The organism is Paenibacillus sp. V4I7, assembly GCF_030817275.1.
Lineage (GTDB): Bacteria > Bacillota > Bacilli > Paenibacillales > NBRC-103111 > Paenibacillus_E.
The window spans coordinates 2,766,042-2,783,429 of sequence record NZ_JAUSZD010000002.1 but is presented as its reverse complement, the minus strand read 5'-3'; the positions used below and the strand labels follow the sequence as shown (position 1 = coordinate 2,783,429).

Genomic DNA, 17,388 nt, shown 5'->3' with positions numbered 1-17,388 from the left:
AATGAGAGTTATAGCAGCCGTCGAAGACGGCCATTTAGGTCAGTGATGTGCAAATGACTCGCTCTGATCAGGTCCGCTGCAGCTAGTTACGCGAAAATTCAAAAGAGCCCAATGAAATTGGGCTCTTTTCTGTGCTTATATGAGGGTCACATACAGGCTGGCCGTAGCAATTGCTTTTCACAATCATTTGATTTAATCCATACTCGAAGTGGACCTATTGGTGTCCATCCAGATAAGAGTGCTGATGTTAGATCATCGCCGTTTTCATAACCCACCATCGGTATCCCAGGGAAATAGGTAGAAACAATTGGAACAATATCTGACCAAATAATTTTATTACTATTTGAAAATACATTGGATATCCCCACAGCATTAGCACTCAAGTTAGCTATGAATCCTGATAATTCACCATTTACCTCGTGCATAAAGATTTTCACATCTTTTTGATCTAATAGTTTTGCTTTTATCACTTTTTGCAATCCGCTTGCAAAGGCCCACTTTGCTAAATCTTTCTCTGACGAAACAACGGTCCATTCCGTTTGAACGTAATCAACATCGGCAACCGGTGAATGACAAATCCATTTCGCCTCAAATAATACTTTAAAACCAAATGGCACTATATTAAGATTAGCAAAACTATCTTTTATACTGAATATTTCTCTATTACCTATAAAATTTATCACTTCTTCACTCGTTGCATGACTGCTTGAAGTAATGATATCGGGGTATAGTTCGGGTGCTTTAGAAAGCAGTCCCCATACACGCTCACTTGAAATTTGAGTAAGTCCATGCAACTCACAAACAATCCCACACCAAACAATATTATTTAAAACCGCAGTATCTACGTTATTCAATTTAATCCCCCTTTGCTTCAAACTTTCTTGCGGTTGACTTTATATGCTTATATTACTAAATGGCTGTTCGAAATGCTTGGTAAAGTTCAAGTAAGTACCAAACTATCCTGCTGCCCGTTTCTTCTCACAATTTTTGGCCATCAACAGGATGTAATAAAAAGCAGTCCATTCATTCGTTTACCTTTTACGAAGTAAATCAGATTCTAAATACTTTGCGAGGTAAATAGTATTTGCAGGATTTAAACTCGGAAGATCGTCCACATCACAAAAACTTACCTCATGTGATTCGGATGAATCGCTCACCAATTCTCCTTTGTAATCATTGCAAAGATACAGTGCTGTTACTGAATAAAGTTCGTCTCCATTTTTTAGTTTTAAATAAAGATCTGGACCAGAAAATAACTCCAACAAGGTTAAACGATTTAAGGTTAACCCAGTTTCCTCGTATACTTCCCTAGTTGCTGTTTCCTCCAATGACTCCCCTGGCTCCATAAGACCGCCTGGTAATCCCCAATTACTATCTTTACGATGTTGCAAAAGAATTTGGTGGTTATCGTTTTGAATGATAACAACTGCACCAACTAGAATTAAAGGTATTGTTCCAACTAATGAACGTAATTCCCGAATATATTCGCTCATTCTGTCACCCCCACTCATCTTCGATATGGCATTTTCCACCATGTTAGCCTGCCTGTTAACTGAGAAGGCTGCCGATCCATTCCTGTCGGCAGCCTTCTCCTTATGTTTATTAAGCTATAGTTTGTTGTTGACTGAACAAACGTTCCGCGTTAGTTGAATCTCTCTCCAACTGACGGGTGTGTAATTTTAGGCAGAGAAATTCAACATAGAGCCTACCATTTGCGAAGAGCGATGATAAAACAAGCCAGAGCAGCGATTGAAGCTATCGTTCGTACATGATTCCAGGGCATCCAACCGGCAAGATATTCTCTCCACACTCGAGTTCCCTCGGGATTCCCTGAAGTCACAGAGGCTAAGGTATCGTTTTAGGGGTACGTTAAATACGATTGTCACCAGAAATGCGCCGACGAAAATGAGCAGACTGCCTGTAAGCACATATGCTGCTCCAACCGTACCTAATTTGATGGATGATGCTATTCCCAGGATGATGCTTAGAAAGGTTGTGCCCATGAAGACCAAGATAAACAACGATTGTAAGATAGTGGTATTGATGGACTGCATGGCAGATATGCCTTGCTCTGCCGGAAGCCGGGCTATCGAGGTCATTATGAATGCCGAGAAGGTAAAAAATATGCCAGCAAGCAAGCCGGATCCCATTGCGGACGCAAAGGTTAAATAATAGAGCAGGTTATTCATGGTTATTCATCTCCAACTGGGTGTGATTGAAAATCGCGTCAATGATGGTATCCCAGTCTTCATGGTGAAGCTCATGACCAGTCCCTTCTAAGGGTAATAAAACCGCTTCGGGTATAGCGCAGGCAAGAGCGACTCCATGTTCATAAGGTATAATCGGATCCTCAGTACCGTGAATAACCAGAGCGGGGACGTCGATGTCGCCTGTTCTTACCAAATAGAATTCTCCCCCCGTCACCATGCCGTGATTGTTCATGCTCGCCATATTACGGCTTCTTTTGACTTCTTCTGAAGCTAAATCATAGATTCTTTTCTCATCAATCGTATGCTTCGAACCCGCGAGAACTTTCCATTTGCCAACCGTAAAAGCAATGACCACTGCATCATTCGTCCAATCTGTCGCCGCCGCATTGGAGAAATAATCCATCACCTTATCTTCCATCGGTGGGAGGTCTGGGGCGAAATTCGATGTAGAGAGTAGCGAAACGGTCAAAACTCTTTCTGGATGTCGCAAAGCCAGGATTTGAGTCAGCATGCCGCCCATAGAGATGCCTACAATATGGGCTTGTGCGATTCCAAAATGATCGAGGATATGGATAGCATCGTCAGTCATATCTTCAAAGGTGTATTCAGGATAGCCGGGTTCGTAGGTGACGGACCGACCGACATCACGATTATCGTAGCGAATGATAAAGCGTCCTTTGGCTGCTAGACGTCGGCAGAAGTCTTTTTCCCACCAAACCATGGACGCTTGAGCACCCATGATCAGTAATATTGTCGGGTGTTCCGGGTTGCCGAAGCTTTCTGCACAAAGTTCGATTCCGTTTATTTTAAACAGTTGTTCGCTCATTTCAAGATCTCTCCTCACTGTTAAAAAAATAAAAAACACAGGCCGACTGCCTGACGCTTCTAAACCTCAATCAGGCAACCTTCGTCTTTTCACGACCGGCGCTCCTTTTATACAGCACCAGCAGCACCATACTTGCCGCGAACGATAGAACAATTAATAGGAACGGCAAGGAAGGATCGAGGCGGTAAGCCCATCCCCCAATAATGCCGGACGGTGATACGACAAGCAGAATCAGTACAGACAGCATGGCAAATACGCTTGCGCGGTTTTCGTCGTCAATGGCGTTCGCGACCGCCGCTTCCAAATACGGATACGTCATCATCGTACCCGCCGCGGCGAGAACGGTGCTGACGATCAGCCAGAACATCATCCCGGGGAGCGGGAGGATCAGCAGTAGATTGGACACCAGCGAAATGAAGAAGCCCCACAGCATGACCGAGTGAAGTCTGTTATCGCTCAGCTGGGGCAGCAGCAGCCACATCGAGAGGAGCATAATAATAGAAGTTATGGCCGGGAATATAGACACAAGACCACTGTCCAGCTTAAGATCATCCACTAGAAAGAGCGACAAGTAGGTGCCTTTCATCGTAAGCTGGAACTGGAACAGAATATAGACGCCGAAAATCATCAGCAGCGACTTATTCTCCCCCATGCCGCGGATAACCCCTTTGTACTCACGCAGCCCGGCTATAAAACCTACGCTGCGGGTTTCCACCATTTTACGAAGTCCGATCTCCGTCTCGCGGGTGGCAAAATGCCGTCCGACGAATTGAATCGTCATGCATACGCAGGCGAGCACATACATGATCCGCATGCCGGGAATCAGGCCGTAATGCGCGACGAGCAGTCCGCCGAGCGGAGCGAACAAGCCGCCAAGCATGGCGACGAACTGAAGAACGGAGAAGACGAAGGTCCGGTCCTTTGGATCGGTATCCTCCACAAGTAAGCAGTAGAATGCGGTATGCGGAACCCGCTGAAAACCGTTCACGACGGCCGCGACGATAAAAAACCAAATATTTTGCGATACCGCCCATAGCAGGGTGCCGACCGTCCAACTGAGCAGGTCAAAATAAAGTAGCGCCCATTTCCTGCCGAGCCTGTCAGTCAGATAGCCGCTGATGAAGGATGAGAATACCTGCACAAGCAGGGTCAGCGTGGTGACCCAGCCGATTGTCGTCTCGCTCATCCCCATTTCAAACATATAAATAGTAGCATACGTGCTGAACATGCTATACGGGATTAGAAACAGCGGCTCGTACAGAAGACAGCCGCGCGCATTTTTGGGAAGCCTGGATAAGCTAAACATCTTTTTCCTCCATTCACTCTGTCAACTAGCCTTTAACCTTACTAAATAGTTCGGTCGGAATGGACAATTATCCTTTTTTCAAACTCTAATAAATACTTTAAAGACCTGGCGATAACGAAAGGGTTCGCAACGACACTTGATGACGTGGCCAGTATAGCAGATATAGTCGAGGCAGAAATGAACCGGTGCTATACGAGCATGGAACGGAACGGCTCGCAAGAGTGGAGTGGGAAGCGCATCGTCTTCGTCATGGATGAGCTGGCTGATTTAAAAGCAAGGCTTAAAGATCCGCATGCCGGAATTAATTCGGCTATTAAAACGTGCCTGATGTTCAAGAAAAATTACGTATTTGTAGTCTGGATGTGATGATTCCACTCTTCTTTTCGAATTACAATCTGTCAGACTTCGTAAAATAAGTATTAGACTGACCCAAATATAAGAAACAGCGGCAGCCATGGACTGAGAAAATAAGTCTGAACTGCCGCTGTTTTATTGAACTCGTTTCCCCGTCGGCTTAATGATTTATAGCGATCCGAGAAAGCTTTTAGGTGATTATAGACATTTATCATCTACCAATTATTAATTACATACACAAGTTGAATTGAAAAAATAACAAGGTAACTAACATTTAAAAGGAAACATACTTCATAAATAAAGAAAAGAGGAGCTGCCGCGAAGATAGCCCCTCAACTATAGTTTATCGTTAGTTTAACTACGGATTCTGTTGGATCTCCTAACAGCAAATCAATAATAAAGCCCTGAAGTTCATTAAGCCGAGATATCAATGTCTTTATTAAGTTGTCTCATCTTCTTGCTCATCGTATTTGTTAATATGAGCTGTGACGGCTTCTACAGCTTCATTCACATCAGTTGTGGCAGCAACCTCTTTTACTTCATCCTCAGTTTTGTCCAGAAAGTTTGCTTGATCGGCTTTAATTGCATCTAAGCTGTTACTCATAAAATCCCTCCATTATTAAGGTATGGTTGATTCTTCAAATCCAATATAGTTTTTGCCTTTGGACCTGAAATTATACCAAGATATGGGACGTCAAAATCAGTGATTTATACTCTAATAAAAGCATTTCTACGAGATTCATTTAATAGTTCTAGCATCGTAAAAGAATGTTTTTCTTCAGGAAAACGTCTATTCATCACATCAGCAATAGTGTGCCAACTGAATCTCCTTCCTTTTTTTACTTACGCAATGCCCATATTTCTCTTACAGGAATTAGCAGCCCGTCAAATGCAATGAATATCTTTATTTTTCTCCGTTTTCCTTCAAATTCTTGGTTTGTCATGCAATAAGGTGTTTGATACGCTTTGGATATCTCAGCGTTAGACCTAATCCATGGAAAAGGGGACGTCCCCATGCGTACACAGCGTTTCAATTTAACAGAGACACAGCGTTTTTTACTTCGAAATGTTTCCATCATCGGTCTCGGACTCTTTATCAATCAAATGTTGCAAACCGTAGGCAGTATCATACTCGCCCGGGAGCTCAACGATCCCGATCGGTTTGGCGAGGTCAACCTATTGCTGCAAATTTTCGGTATGATCTCGCTTTTTCTCAATTTCGGCTTCAACTCTTCCTTAATTTATGCGTTTTCGCGAAAACCTCTGGAAGCGGTTCAAACGAATTTCCGTGTCGCCTTAACAGGCAGCACCCTTTTCAGCCTCTTTATTGGATTACTGCTCTGCGCCTTAGCTCCGCTATTAGCGAACTACTACCATTTGACAGAGCTTCGAGGGGCATTGATGCTGAGCTCGATCATGTTTTTTTTCAACTCGATTCTAAACATTGGCGTTGCTTCCTTCTCAGGAAACCGAGATTTCGGAACGCAAGCATTCTTTATGGTTATCACGACGGCACTGTCCACGATCGGTACGGTACTTGGCGTGCTTTTGCCTCGTGGCGGCATTAATTTGCTTGAAAACATTTCACTTTGGATGGGCGTAGGGGCACTCCTGACAGCCTCTTTTATTTGCATCAAAGTTGAACGTGTGCATAAACCTCGATGGTTCGGTCCGCTTCCGATTCAGGAGATCAAAAGCATGCTGGCATACGGGCTGCCTTCCTGGGCTGGCAATATTGCGAAGGCGTTTCAGCAGCCTTTTCTCGTCATGATGGTAGGTTCCAGTTCCGTATTGGCCGTAGGTTATCTAGCAAACGGTTTTCGCATTACCGGCTTTATCGGAATCATCACATGGGCGTTCATGATAGTTACACTGCCCTTTGTTGCAGAGAGATCGCAGGATGTTGAAGAAAGCAAGCGGCGTGGTACGAGTTGCATCCGTTACAACAACCTCTTGCTTTATCCGTTAACAGCAATCATTTGTTTATTTCCAGATCAGATTAATGGATTTTTATTTGGCTCGGATTATTCAACAGGCGATTCCGCTGCGTACATTCGCTTAATGGCGCTAGGCGTCCTCTTCTCATCCGTTGGCCGTCTAGGGGGAAGTATTATGGCGGGTATTGGCAAAACGAAATCCACCTTCTGGGTCATGATTGCCGCCGGGATTTTCGTTGTTATTTTTGTACCTATGGTTGCTTCTAGCAGTCCTGTACTCGCAGTTTGGATATATACCGGAGGCTGGGCCGTATCCGCCCTGACAATGATCGGATTTTATTACTATGAAAAGTTTTCCCTTAACTGGTGGAAGGCTTACGGCGAGCCATTGCTGCCGACACTAGTGATGATTGCGATTATGGTGGCCGGTCGATTTGCAAATAGCTGGTTTCCCCTCTTCGTTTGCGTAGGACTTCTTGCTTTAATCAGCTTCACGATAAGGATCGAGAAAAATCCTAAACCTAGGGTAAATGCTGCGTAAGGTGTTAATATGTCGGAACGAACTCTTGTGTTGGTTGGAGTTGTTGTATCAGAGTGATAAGGAATCCATAAGGAATCTCTTAGCGCTTCAAATAACAGCCTTTGAAAATTATCTCCTCATAACAAATCGTTCTTCGTTAGAGCTTAATAAACCCTACGTGTACGTATTAAACATTCTCACTCTTGGAAATATATAGTTCATGAATCATTTTTACATTTAGGTGAGATTTTTGAAATGAGGTAGCCAAATGTTTAATCAAATTATTCAATGGTCTGCTATTGTTCTTTCTTTAATTATTTTACTCATAACCTTAAAGAAATCACTTATCAGAGATTGTTTATACGTATTTCTAATTACCGTGTTTTTTAGCAGTTTTATTCCCGTAATTCTAATTGAACAGCATTATTACGAACATCCCGTCCGATTTCTCAGTCAATACTTCTCATCAGCGGTTTTGTTCGATTATCTTGCATTCCCAACGATAAATGTTCTCTTCAACCTAACAACGAAACGTTCGAAGCATGTCGGGGTATTGGCACAGGCTTTTTTATATAGTGCTCTAATGACAACAGTGGAATTTCTTTTAGAAAGGTATACCGAATTAATTAAATACTACAGTTGGACCTGGATGCACTCTTTTGTAACTTTATTTACATTTTTTTTGTTCCTGAAACTGTTAATGGTCCTTATCCGAACAGCGGGAGAAAGAGAAAGGAGCAAAGGAGTGGGTTGAATCAGTCAAACCCATTTGGCGTGGAAGTTCATGGAATTTATTGTTTATGTGAGGTGGTAGAAATTTCACGAAGATAACTCTTGTACTAGAGAAGCACCGGACAGACAAAAAGCCCGAAGGAAAGAATCCTCGGGCTTTTTTCGTGCTTTTATTAACCACCTAAATTATGTTTACATTATCAATGCCATTATTTCTGCTTCTTCTTTTTTCTACTTCCATGATTTGGTTTGTTATCTTTCTGGTCTTTAGCGTGATTTTCTTGTTGTTGGTCGTGTGTTGACATGATTTTATCCCACCCTTAAAGTCATTTTGAAGCACTATTATTGTGTGCATTTAAAGGGTGCACCTATACAATGAATTCCTCGAATACTGGTAGCTGGCGGACTGACTGGGTAATTCCTAGTTCCAAGCACATTTACAGCCTCTTCAAGTAATCCTTTGCGAACCTCTAACGGCAAGCCCGTCACATCTACGTTGCGGTGTACAAAATATCAAAATCGAAGTAGACAACCTTTTGTTTTACATTGCTAGACTTAAAACGATAATTGCATGCTTCGAAGTCAGCTTTTTCATGTTCATCTAACGCCACAATCTTAGCTAGCAAATGTGGATGAATCGTCAAAAGCATTGGAGGAATAAACATTATCTTCATCACCCATAATAATGTTACACCTTAGAGCTATTGATGACTAATGGTACTTGAAGGAATAAAGCCCAAGGATACTCCTCCCCTTGGGCCCTTTAAAATTGGCTTATAACAGAAATGACATTTAACTCTCTGTTCGATATGCTCAATCCTACAACTATTTTTGAGTAGTCATAGCATAGATATGTGGAATAATTACACCACCCCCCGGCTTCCACTCTTGAAACTCCGCTGTTTTGTAAGCATCTTCGAAGAATGCATTATATATTGAAAATTTACTTTGCCATTGCTTTGCACTTTGTTGGCGTCCGCTTGTTCAATTGCATGAATAACGTAATAAAGAATTCGCAGGGTGTTAGATCATACAAATTATGGGAGGTAAACCCTTTGCAAATTCATAAAATCGAAACATTTCCACTCTTATATCGTCTTCCCAAACCATATGGAGATGCCAACGGTATAAAAGCCTACCGCACCTGTTATCTGATCCGAATAACGACCAACACTGGTATCGAAGGTTGGGGTGAATGCGTCGATTGGCTGCCAACCTTGCAAAAAGGCTTTCACGAACGAATCATTCCTTATTTGATCGGTAAGTCAGTCACTGACAGAAGCAATTTAGTTTCGACTTTGAAAAAATGGCATTCCCGCTCGTCTGCAGCCGTGAGTATGGCTTTAACCGAGATTATGGCCAAATCATGCGGTATATCGGTGTGTGACCTTTGGGGAGGTAAGTTTCGAGAGAAAGTGCCCGTCTATGCCTCATTTCAATCCTATTCGGAAGAAGCAGATTGGAAAGATCATTCCCTAAGGATTATTGAAAAGGTACTCAATCAAGGATTTGATAAAATCAAATTAAAGATAGGCGGAAAATCAATCTCCGAGGATCAACAACATATCGTTTTAGTTCAGACCTTGTTACAAGGTAAGATTAATTTGGCTTTGGACGCCAATCAAAGTTATGACGTAAATGCTACTTTACGCTGGCAGTCTCTACTTGAAACTTGGCCCAATTTTCTATGGTTTGAAGAGCCGCTGAAGCTCCGATACATTGCTGAATACGCATTGTTAAGAAACCGTTTGTTTGCTCCTTTAGCCGGCGGCGAGAATATTGAAAATGCAGCAGATTACATTCCTATTCTTAACCAGAATGCTTTGGATTATATTACTCCAGATCCTCTGCATATAGCTGGAATAGACAGTTATAGGGAAGCATTAAACTTAGCAAGAAGTTTTGGGATTCGCGTAACGCCACATACTTATGACGGAGCGTTATCACGATTATACGCTATTTTTGCTCATGCCAATTTGGAGCCTTGGAGCAAAATGGGAACGGACTCAATCGAACCTCTGGAATGGGACGTAATGGATAATCCTTTTGCTAAATTGGTCCCGGTTCGTCCATTGAATGGGGAAGTCGCTATTCCAAGTGGTAGTGGAATCGGCATCGAGATCGATCTTGATATACTTGCATTTTATCATTGGGACGGGAGCAATTATGTATAGTACAAAATATACGCATATTTCGAGCTTTGTTCTCCTTTAAGGAAAAAAAGATATGCCGCGAAACGAGCTTCTCAACGATCGTTTTGGGTACAAGGCGATGGACTAGAGCCCTTACCAATTGAATAAACGCCTACAGGACGGACATACTAGCGCCTGAAAGGAGTGTTGAAGATGGATCGTCAGAAAGAGACCGCAAGTGAACGTTTGCTATCGGACAAGTCTGAGATTGAACAAGCAAACATTCGAATGGATCGCGAATACTACGGAGATACGGACATAGACCATCCGGAAGAAACAACGGTTCCGTTCATTAACCGCAATCAGAGCTGATTACTATGTAAGCAAAAAAAGGATAATTGAAAACCGTTTAAAATTAGACCGACGAAGTGAAATACGCTTTCGGATATTTATATTCTCATCAGACTCAATTAGCATTCCTCTAATAGCTCCAACGCCATAAAAAAAGGCCAACCTAATAATACAAAAAACCTTGGAATGAAAAAACTTTTTACTTTTTATTTCCGAATAATTTTCATATCATTTAATACATTTTATCTTACTACAGTACTGTTTCAATCCATCCCAATTGCCCCATATGCATCCTCGACACTTCTTAGGTTGCCTAGGTTTTATTTCAATGCTCATATATTTCCCCCTAACATGATTCAATTTACATTAAATTATCCAACAATTTTATAAATATACTAATAAACAATAAGAGCCTAAGGCATTTCTTGAGCTATTATGTTTCTGGTTAAATAACCAAAAAAAAGCGCCACCGGATCTTTCCGACTACCCTTAGCTCTACATCAGTGCAAAAATATTGAATAGTAATGCAAACTGAGGAAATATTAAATATAACAATTTTTAGAAAGATGATAATATGCAAAACCGAGCATAGATTTTATTAACGTCTGCAGAAATCGCAAATAATCAACCATTGCCCCGCATTCAGATAAACTAATGTTGTTCCATGTTGCCACGTTAAACTCAGCCGGAATTGCACATTATGGCAGAAGTCTTGGTCAAACTCCTAGGACTGATTCGGAGAAATTTGCGTTCGATTTAAATCGGAAGTTTTGAATTTTGCAAAAGATGGAACAGATATTTTAATACAGAATGGTTGGTTGGAACAGCCGCCACAAGCAGCTGAAAGAGATAAACTAGCAAAATCATATTCCAACCACACAATGAAATTCCTAAGGTTAATAATAATAGAATCATGTTTATTGTATGATAAAGGTAGGTAGATCCATGCATCTTACTTTAGCTTTAATTACCATACTAACAGCATGGCGATGGTCCGATTGGAGGAATTGGAGGCAGTTCCACTCTTCTATGTTATACACTACTGCAGCTGGATTCTTGTATGAATTTTTAACTAGCTGGGATCAAGCATTGTGGGTCTTTCACCCAGATTTCTTATACAACCAATCTGTCACAATTATTATTTATGCTGTTGTCACAATTCCACTTTCAATCTTGCTTTATCTATCTAGATACCCCAAAACAATTGGAAAGCAAATTGGACACACATGCCTATGGATCGGCATCTATGTTTGCGCAGAAGTCATATTATTTGTATCAGGCAGGATAACTTATCAAAATGGATGGAATATGGGTTATTCAGTTATCTTTGATATGATAATGTTTCCAATGATTAAACTACATCACTCTCGGCCACTAATAGTGTACATAATCTCCATTCCCATTGTTTATGGTCTACTATTCTTTTTCCATATTAAGCTCATATAATCTGTCTAAGTGTATTTCATATTCACCGGTGTTCATGTACCTTTTGGCAGTAGAATAGCATCAGTATATTACTTTCGTCAGCCCATACCTTAAAGAAACATGAAAAGCAGATTATATTTGGGCATGTTAATTAAACCTATAAAAACAAAAAACCGCACTTCCCTTTTTCAGGAAGAACGGTTTATTTTTATTTCTTTATTCCTTCCAGCAAGAGGCCTTTTGCCGATGAGAGTTGTCTAATATCCTCCGCCGTATCCATATCCATACCCAGGATAATAAGGATAATATGGTTGGTAGTATGGGTAAGGTCTGAAGAATGGAAATACAAAATGAATAAATGGAAAATGCTGCCGGCGATATCGGCGATATCTCCTTTGACCATATGGTTGTCTGGTTGGATCATTTTCCCTTTCTTCGCCATCAACCTCTTCAGGAACTAACATAGTGACGCCATCATCGTCCATATCATCGATAATTCCCTCAAACTGTGACCCGTCTCTCATTTGCGCAATAACATGGTACTTCAAATATCTTTGACATAATGTTTTTGCATCGCCACCCATAGGGTTAGCTTGAATAGGATTCATTTGATACACGCGCCTATCCCTCCTTTAACTATCGTTAGGATATTCGCCCATTATAGAAAATGTTCATGTATTTATGAAAAAAAACACGGCACTAGAAGTTCTTGATATCCAAGATCAACACTCCACATAAGGAAAAGACCTTCTTATTAGCTAAGAAGGTCTTTTCCTTATGTGGATTTTCATGATAACCACTTTATCTTACAGAAGTGTTAAAAAAAGGCTGTAATCTATTCTAGTGAACTAGTCAAAGAAATCAAAGGCATCGTTGGGCTAGATTTCAGCACCAATATCTCTCAGGCCAATCAGCACCATAAACCGAAGGTAGAAGAGCGAACATGATCAAACCACTGTAAAATACTTTTAATCCAGCATCTACGGTATGCTTTTTAAGTTTGGTCCACTTCTGATACCTTGTATCTTCACTCATTATTATCCCATCCTTTTGATTATAGTGACAATACGACATTCCTATGAACGCTGCGCAGCATTCTATTAATTCTAAGATTGCCTTCATTTGATAAATATTACCAAATGTATCATGCAATATAAATAGTACAAAAGATGCAATTATTATTATAGAGGGTTGTCGATTTCCTTAATCCCATCACCTCACTTTATTATTTTAGCCTTTTTTCGGAACGGCGCAAATAACGGAAACGAGATTGATGTCTCCGGCGCCCAGACCGATGTACCATTCATCCGAGGCGCTCGATACGACCCGGGGTATGTGCAGGGACAAGCCGTTCATGTCCGGGTTCGGCGAGAAACCGGACATGAACGGCTTGATCCAATCGGTCGTTGACTCATGCCGTTCGCAGCGCAAATGCTCAGAGTTTCCGATAATGTCCTCGATCTCACGACCGAAGAAAACTTTCAGCGCGCGCTTTTGTTCTGACGGTATATCCAACGAATCGATCAATTCGAACACTAGGGAGAAATGCTCCCAACAATGGACAAACCGGCTGATCGCATCGGACGTCTGATGGTCCGAATCCGGCTCGCACATGACGACGACGGCCGGACGAAGCGAGCAAAGCTTGCGTAATACGCCATTCTTGCCTGCCGATCCCACATGCGTATCGCGAATGTGGTGCAGCGCGAAGGAAGCATTGACAAGCATGCTGCCACCTACGGCCAACCTACTCCAAATCTCGTCGGGCATTCTCTCGACTTCGTACGGAATCGGATGAAAAGCGACGCGGATTCCGCAGCTTTCGGCGGCTTGCATAACGTTCTCCTGCGCTTGCTGCAAGCACTGTTCGTTCGGTTCGATCGCAAACAGCTCAATCAACGAAGGGCGTCTATCTTGAAGAGCCAGCTCCTGCAGTAGCGATACGATTTGACGTCCGGTGCCAATCCCGATCTCCAGGAACGAAACAGGTTCGCCGGGATGGACATAGCGGGCCAGCAGGCTGTTCGCAAGGCGCGAAGCGTTTGCGACCAAAGGATATTTTTGCGCTAGCAAATTAAACAGCGTGATCTGCGGAACATCGTACTTCCGCAAGTAGAGGTTCATTTGTTCGTTCCTCACGGGGTCCAGCCTCTTCATCAGGGCCGCGGCGAATAAATAAGGCAGCATATCGCCCGGATTCTCCTCGATCTCCAATGTCTCCGCGAAACGGGCAAGCTGCGTCCGGGCAACCGTTCCGCCTCCGTCAACCATCGATTCGAGCAGCAATGACCGGAGCTTCTCGTAAGAAGGTAATTGCAAAAGCGTCATTATTATCATCCTTTCTAGTGGTCCAATGCTAATAAGCTTACCATCCGCAACGTCCCGATGTCTTGGGAAGGACAGTCCCATGTTTCGGGAAAAAACCGGGAATACTTCCCAGGGAGCCGACCGGCTCAGTCTTCGGCTTGCTGGACAGTGTTACTACCTTATTTTCACAGATCACAGCGACAGGCGGTATTATCCATAGGTATAATTTAAAGTATACTTTCGGTCGATTTTGCCGAAGAGGAGCTGATTTGCATCGTGACATAAGTAGTGTAAGACGAGGGATTACTCCCTCGGACTCCCCGTCAAACCGTGCATGCGGATTTCCCGCACACGGCTTTCCGAGGCTAACTTGGCCACGATCGAAGCGCGGGACGTATTGATCAGATATGCCGAAGGACGCATACGCTTCAGCTCTGTCGCGCTAGTCAACGCCACTTGCTGATAGTCGTCTAATATCACACAGCGAAGCTTCATAATAAATTTGCCTCCTTCATAGTTCGCATAATTACACCAATCCTAAGCAGACGTAGGCAAATGCTTATACATCCCGCACGAAAGGACCCCCTCATATTAGGGAGCCTTTCATATTTGTTTATTTAACTTCCACTCGCATTTCATGACAAGATGATCCCCGAGTAACTCTGCGGTCAGCTCTCCATTCATTTTGACCATTAGGCTTCTTGCAATAAATAGTCCCAGTCCTGTTCCTTTGCCTGATCGAGATCGATCAGCCGTATAAAATCGGTCGAACAGGATGTTCAAATCGCTTGGTGTCAAATGTTTAGCTTCGTTGCGAATGGACAATACAACCGTCGACTTCAGCATCTCCATGCTGATCCAGATTGGTCCATTGGAATGATGAATCGCATTGGTGATCAGATTTTCAACCACACGCTTTATGGCAGATTCATCCGTATTCAAGACGATCTTTTCTTCGGGAAGTTGAATGATCGCCTCCCTATTGTGTTCATTCATCCTATCGTAGAAGCCCAATAAAATATCAGGGATTAAGGCGGCTATATCCACCTTCGCCATCCTTAGCTCATAATCCATAGATTCGATAACAGATAACTCGAAAAACTCGTTCAGCAGCACCTGCAGCCTCTTGGTTCGGCTTTTGGCAATCGACACATATTCTTGCTTCTCCTCTTCGGACAATTGATTGGATTCCAGCAGCTGAATATACCCGAGAATGGAAGTTAACGGCGTTCGCAGGTCGTGTGAAATGTTCGAAATACTCTGTTTCAGTTCGTACTCCGTCCGTCTTCTGAGCGATTTCGCATCTGCTACCAAATCCATTAGGTTGTTAATTTCCCCCGCTAGTTGTTCGAGGTCGCGTTCCAAAAAAACGAGGTCGATTTTTTTCCCCGTTAATCCATGATTGTAGTCGTGTAACTGATGATGAATTCGCTTCATTTCTTTCTTCAACAGATATAAGCGAATGAGAGCAGCGGCCGCAATGACAACTGCAACTATAACCACATAAACCAACCTGATCTCACCCGCTTTCCCTAATTACTTAATTTCTTTCCGACGATACGCCCATGCGCCAATAAAACCGAAACAGGCAAAAGTCATCACCGGCACCCCTATCATCCGAAGCAGCTGCCCACCTTCTGGTGCAACCGTCCCCACATCGTACAGCTGCTTGAACACTGTATATTCATACAAATTTCGGATGAAAGGGATATACTGACCCACTATACCAAAGAGGAGGTCAATGCTTAAGAATAGCACGATCGTAATGGCAATGGTTTTACCACTTTCGGCCATAAGCGTAGCAAACAATGTGGCTATTGAAGCAAGCGCTGTGACGCATAGAATGGTAAGTCCAATCGTTCGGATGACATATATAAAGCCCGCTTCACCCGGCAACTCGCCAAATCCGGAGAACAGCGTACTAACAGTCATGTTGATAACAGGGAATATAAGCGCAAGTATGACGGTACCTAGACTGAATACCAATAATTTTGCCGTAAAAATCCTGCCTCTTCTATTCCCGCTTGAAGCAATGCTTTTCATGACTCCCGTGGAGTACTCACTTGAAATAAAGAAGCCTGCCAGTACGCAGAGCGCTATTTTAAAAATATTCGGGTTCCCTGAAATGGCATCCATGAACATCTCAATTCCTGTTGCTTGTGTCTCCCCATCCGCAATATGGTCAAAGTACTGGAACAATGGCCAAAATAAAGAGAGGCTCACTATAATAAGAATGAGCGTTCGGAACGACGGATCCATTCGCAGCTTATACCATTCTGATTGAATGAGATTATTCATTCTGCTCACCTCCAATTCGGCTGGTAAAGTAACCTTCCAAATCTTCACCCATCGGCATGAATTGTTCGATGACCAGTCCTGCAGCTGTTAATAGCACAGAAACTTTGCCAGGCGTATCTACAAATTGGTATAGCTTGATCGTCCCATCCGGCATAACCTCAAATTCAGAAGTAGCTAGCTCCTCTTCGATAACGGCAGCTGCTTTCCCAATATCATTCACTTTAATATGCAGGTAATGCTGACATTTCTCATTCAGATCTTTGGCTGATAACTGTTCTAGGAGCTTCCCTTTATGAATGATACCAAAGTGGGTAGCCAGTAGATGAAGCTCGCTTAGTATATGGCTGGAGATTAAAATGGTAATCCCGTTTTCGCGATTGAGCTTTTTGAGGAGCTCTCGCATTTCAACAACCCCCATCGGATCTAAGCCATTCGTCGGTTCGTCTAGAATCAGGAACTCCGGATCTCCAAGTAGGGCAATTGCCAGTCCTAGACGCTGCTTCATCCCTAAAGAGAAGTTTTTTGCTTTCTTCCTCCCCGTATCTTGGAGTCCGACTAATGTTAGGGTTTTCTCGATGCAAGCTTTGCCCGGAATCCCTTTTAGAAGCCTATGCGTCTCTAAATTTTCTCGAGCTGTCATATGCGGATATAAAGCCGGACTTTCAATGATCGATCCGATTCGTTTCCTCGCCTCGCTCAGTTCCTCTGCTTCCCTCCTACCAAACAATTCGATGGAACCCTCTGTCGGAAAAGCCAACCCACTGGCGATACGGATCAAAGTCGATTTGCCCGCACCATTTTGACCAATAAAACCGTAAATGGCACCTTTTTTAATGGACATATTCACTCGATTAAGCGCATGTTCCGCCTTGTAGATCTTAGTCAAATTATTGGACTGTAATACATATTCACTCATGATCTCACGACCTCTCTATGTAATAGCTTCATTATCGGAGGCAAGACATAAGTGATCATAAAGGGATTATTAAG

General features: G+C 42.7%; 21 protein-coding genes. 7 read left to right on the top strand and 14 right to left on the bottom strand.

Annotated features, from left to right (window positions below):
• Window positions 1–146 precede the first annotated feature (146 nt).
• The 5 genes from QFZ80_RS13820 to QFZ80_RS13800 all read right to left on the bottom strand — a co-directional run bounded on the left by QFZ80_RS13820 (window position 147) and on the right by QFZ80_RS13800 (window position 4,342).
• Window positions 147–854, bottom strand: a complete 708-nt coding sequence (locus tag QFZ80_RS13820) for a hypothetical protein (RefSeq protein ID WP_307559417.1) — start codon at window positions 852–854, stop codon at window positions 147–149.
• 177 nt (window positions 855–1,031) lie between these two features.
• Window positions 1,032–1,493: an NUDIX hydrolase gene (locus QFZ80_RS13815; protein ID WP_307546102.1), complete on the bottom strand. Its 462-nt coding sequence runs from the start codon at window positions 1,491–1,493 to the stop codon at window positions 1,032–1,034.
• Window positions 1,494–1,679: 186 nt separating this feature from the next.
• Window positions 1,680–2,189, bottom strand: a complete 510-nt coding sequence (locus QFZ80_RS13810) for an anthrone oxygenase family protein (RefSeq protein WP_307546103.1) — start codon at window positions 2,187–2,189, stop codon at window positions 1,680–1,682.
• A complete protein-coding gene (gene mle / locus QFZ80_RS13805) occupies window positions 2,182–3,036 on the bottom strand; it encodes an alpha/beta fold macrolide esterase (RefSeq protein ID WP_307559415.1) in 855 nt (284 codons plus the stop codon). Before mle ends, QFZ80_RS13810 begins: the two co-directional genes overlap by 8 nt.
• A 70-nt stretch (window positions 3,037–3,106) precedes the next feature.
• Entirely contained in the window at window positions 3,107–4,342 is a 1,236-nt protein-coding gene (locus tag QFZ80_RS13800; protein ID WP_307559413.1) for an MFS transporter, read from the bottom strand.
• Window positions 4,343–4,540: 198 nt separating this feature from the next.
• Here QFZ80_RS13800 and QFZ80_RS13795 point away from each other — a divergent pair, with 198 nt between their 5' ends.
• Window positions 4,541–4,708 (top strand): hypothetical protein, encoded by a 168-nt coding sequence (locus tag QFZ80_RS13795; protein WP_307559411.1) that lies wholly within the window; start codon window positions 4,541–4,543, stop codon window positions 4,706–4,708.
• 427 nt (window positions 4,709–5,135) lie between these two features.
• On the opposite strand, the gene QFZ80_RS13790 is transcribed toward QFZ80_RS13795, so the two are convergent.
• The gene (locus QFZ80_RS13790; protein WP_307546107.1) at window positions 5,136–5,300 is read right to left on the bottom strand and encodes a hypothetical protein; all 165 of its coding nucleotides are present in this window, start codon (window positions 5,298–5,300) and stop codon (window positions 5,136–5,138) included.
• Window positions 5,301–5,710: 410 nt separating this feature from the next.
• On the opposite strand from QFZ80_RS13790, the gene QFZ80_RS13785 reads away from it, so the two are divergent.
• Together QFZ80_RS13785 and QFZ80_RS38955 are read left to right on the top strand one after the other, a co-directional pair.
• The gene (locus tag QFZ80_RS13785) at window positions 5,711–7,174 is read left to right on the top strand and encodes an oligosaccharide flippase family protein (RefSeq protein WP_307559409.1); all 1,464 of its coding nucleotides are present in this window, start codon (window positions 5,711–5,713) and stop codon (window positions 7,172–7,174) included.
• Between the two features lie 247 nt (window positions 7,175–7,421).
• Entirely contained in the window at window positions 7,422–7,907 is a 486-nt protein-coding gene (locus QFZ80_RS38955; RefSeq protein WP_373460080.1) for a CBO0543 family protein, read from the top strand.
• 469 nt (window positions 7,908–8,376) lie between these two features.
• Here the strand turns inward: QFZ80_RS38955 and QFZ80_RS13780 are convergent, their stop codons facing one another.
• Entirely contained in the window at window positions 8,377–8,550 is a 174-nt protein-coding gene (locus QFZ80_RS13780) for a hypothetical protein (RefSeq protein ID WP_307559407.1), read from the bottom strand.
• A 390-nt stretch (window positions 8,551–8,940) separates the two neighbouring features.
• Between QFZ80_RS13780 and QFZ80_RS13775 the strand changes: the two genes are divergently transcribed.
• The 4 genes from QFZ80_RS13775 to QFZ80_RS13765 all read left to right on the top strand — a co-directional run bounded on the left by QFZ80_RS13775 (window position 8,941) and on the right by QFZ80_RS13765 (window position 11,814).
• Window positions 8,941–10,059 carry a mandelate racemase/muconate lactonizing enzyme family protein gene (locus tag QFZ80_RS13775; RefSeq protein ID WP_307546109.1) on the top strand — a complete coding sequence of 373 codons (1,119 nt, stop codon included), beginning with the start codon at window positions 8,941–8,943 and terminating at the stop codon, window positions 10,057–10,059.
• Window positions 10,060–10,230: 171 nt separating this feature from the next.
• Entirely contained in the window at window positions 10,231–10,389 is a 159-nt protein-coding gene (locus tag QFZ80_RS13770) for a hypothetical protein (RefSeq protein WP_307559405.1), read from the top strand.
• Window positions 10,390–11,138: 749 nt separating this feature from the next.
• Window positions 11,139–11,309, top strand: coding sequence for a hypothetical protein (locus QFZ80_RS38950; RefSeq protein ID WP_307546111.1), 171 nt, complete (start codon window positions 11,139–11,141; stop codon window positions 11,307–11,309).
• On the top strand, window positions 11,293–11,814 hold the full coding sequence (locus QFZ80_RS13765) for a CBO0543 family protein (protein WP_307559402.1): 522 nt from the start codon (window positions 11,293–11,295) through the stop codon (window positions 11,812–11,814). Before QFZ80_RS38950 ends, QFZ80_RS13765 begins: the two co-directional genes overlap by 17 nt.
• 236 nt (window positions 11,815–12,050) lie before the next feature.
• Here the strand turns inward: QFZ80_RS13765 and QFZ80_RS13760 are convergent, their stop codons facing one another.
• From QFZ80_RS13760 to QFZ80_RS13730, 7 genes are all read right to left on the bottom strand, one after another.
• Window positions 12,051–12,410 carry a hypothetical protein gene (locus tag QFZ80_RS13760; RefSeq protein ID WP_307546113.1) on the bottom strand — a complete coding sequence of 120 codons (360 nt, stop codon included), beginning with the start codon at window positions 12,408–12,410 and terminating at the stop codon, window positions 12,051–12,053.
• A gap of 268 nt (window positions 12,411–12,678) precedes the next feature.
• Window positions 12,679–12,828, bottom strand: coding sequence for a hypothetical protein (locus QFZ80_RS13755; protein ID WP_307546114.1), 150 nt, complete (start codon window positions 12,826–12,828; stop codon window positions 12,679–12,681).
• A 195-nt stretch (window positions 12,829–13,023) separates the two neighbouring features.
• On the bottom strand, window positions 13,024–14,202 hold the full coding sequence (locus QFZ80_RS13750) for a GRAS family protein (RefSeq protein WP_307559399.1): 1,179 nt from the start codon (window positions 14,200–14,202) through the stop codon (window positions 13,024–13,026).
• A gap of 201 nt (window positions 14,203–14,403) precedes the next feature.
• Entirely contained in the window at window positions 14,404–14,595 is a 192-nt protein-coding gene (locus tag QFZ80_RS13745; RefSeq protein ID WP_307559398.1) for a hypothetical protein, read from the bottom strand.
• 108 nt (window positions 14,596–14,703) lie between these two features.
• On the bottom strand, window positions 14,704–15,603 hold the full coding sequence (locus QFZ80_RS13740; protein WP_307559396.1) for a sensor histidine kinase: 900 nt from the start codon (window positions 15,601–15,603) through the stop codon (window positions 14,704–14,706).
• A 33-nt stretch (window positions 15,604–15,636) separates the two neighbouring features.
• The gene (locus tag QFZ80_RS13735; protein WP_307559395.1) at window positions 15,637–16,398 is read right to left on the bottom strand and encodes an ABC transporter permease; all 762 of its coding nucleotides are present in this window, start codon (window positions 16,396–16,398) and stop codon (window positions 15,637–15,639) included.
• A complete protein-coding gene (locus tag QFZ80_RS13730) occupies window positions 16,391–17,314 on the bottom strand; it encodes an ABC transporter ATP-binding protein (protein WP_307546119.1) in 924 nt (307 codons plus the stop codon). The genes QFZ80_RS13735 and QFZ80_RS13730 overlap by 8 nt, the downstream gene beginning before the upstream one ends.
• Window positions 17,315–17,388: the final 74 nt, after the last annotated feature.

Bases quoted from the DNA above. Each gene is read 5' to 3' on its own strand.
- QFZ80_RS13815 (WP_307546102.1), bottom strand. From the start codon at position 1,493: ATGAGCGAATATATTCGGGAATTACGTTCATTAGTTGGAACAATACCT.
- QFZ80_RS13810 (WP_307546103.1), bottom strand. From the start codon at position 2,189: ATGAATAACCTGCTCTATTATTTAACCTTTGCGTCCGCAATGGGATCC.
- mle (WP_307559415.1), bottom strand. From the start codon at position 3,036: ATGAGCGAACAACTGTTTAAAATAAACGGAATCGAACTTTGTGCAGAA.
- QFZ80_RS13800 (WP_307559413.1), bottom strand. From the start codon at position 4,342: ATGTTTAGCTTATCCAGGCTTCCCAAAAATGCGCGCGGCTGTCTTCTG.
- QFZ80_RS13795 (WP_307559411.1), top strand. From the start codon at position 4,541: ATGGAACGGAACGGCTCGCAAGAGTGGAGTGGGAAGCGCATCGTCTTC.
- QFZ80_RS13790 (WP_307546107.1), bottom strand. From the start codon at position 5,300: ATGAGTAACAGCTTAGATGCAATTAAAGCCGATCAAGCAAACTTTCTG.
- QFZ80_RS13785 (WP_307559409.1), top strand. From the start codon at position 5,711: ATGCGTACACAGCGTTTCAATTTAACAGAGACACAGCGTTTTTTACTT.
- QFZ80_RS38955 (WP_373460080.1), top strand. From the start codon at position 7,422: ATGTTTAATCAAATTATTCAATGGTCTGCTATTGTTCTTTCTTTAATT.
- QFZ80_RS13780 (WP_307559407.1), bottom strand. From the start codon at position 8,550: ATGTTTATTCCTCCAATGCTTTTGACGATTCATCCACATTTGCTAGCT.
- QFZ80_RS13770 (WP_307559405.1), top strand. From the start codon at position 10,231: ATGGATCGTCAGAAAGAGACCGCAAGTGAACGTTTGCTATCGGACAAG.
- QFZ80_RS13765 (WP_307559402.1), top strand. From the start codon at position 11,293: ATGATAAAGGTAGGTAGATCCATGCATCTTACTTTAGCTTTAATTACC.
- QFZ80_RS13755 (WP_307546114.1), bottom strand. From the start codon at position 12,828: ATGAGTGAAGATACAAGGTATCAGAAGTGGACCAAACTTAAAAAGCAT.
- QFZ80_RS13750 (WP_307559399.1), bottom strand. From the start codon at position 14,202: ATGGGACTGTCCTTCCCAAGACATCGGGACGTTGCGGATGGTAAGCTT.
- QFZ80_RS13745 (WP_307559398.1), bottom strand. From the start codon at position 14,595: ATGAAGCTTCGCTGTGTGATATTAGACGACTATCAGCAAGTGGCGTTG.
- QFZ80_RS13735 (WP_307559395.1), bottom strand. From the start codon at position 16,398: ATGAATAATCTCATTCAATCAGAATGGTATAAGCTGCGAATGGATCCG.
- QFZ80_RS13730 (WP_307546119.1), bottom strand. From the start codon at position 17,314: ATGAGTGAATATGTATTACAGTCCAATAATTTGACTAAGATCTACAAG.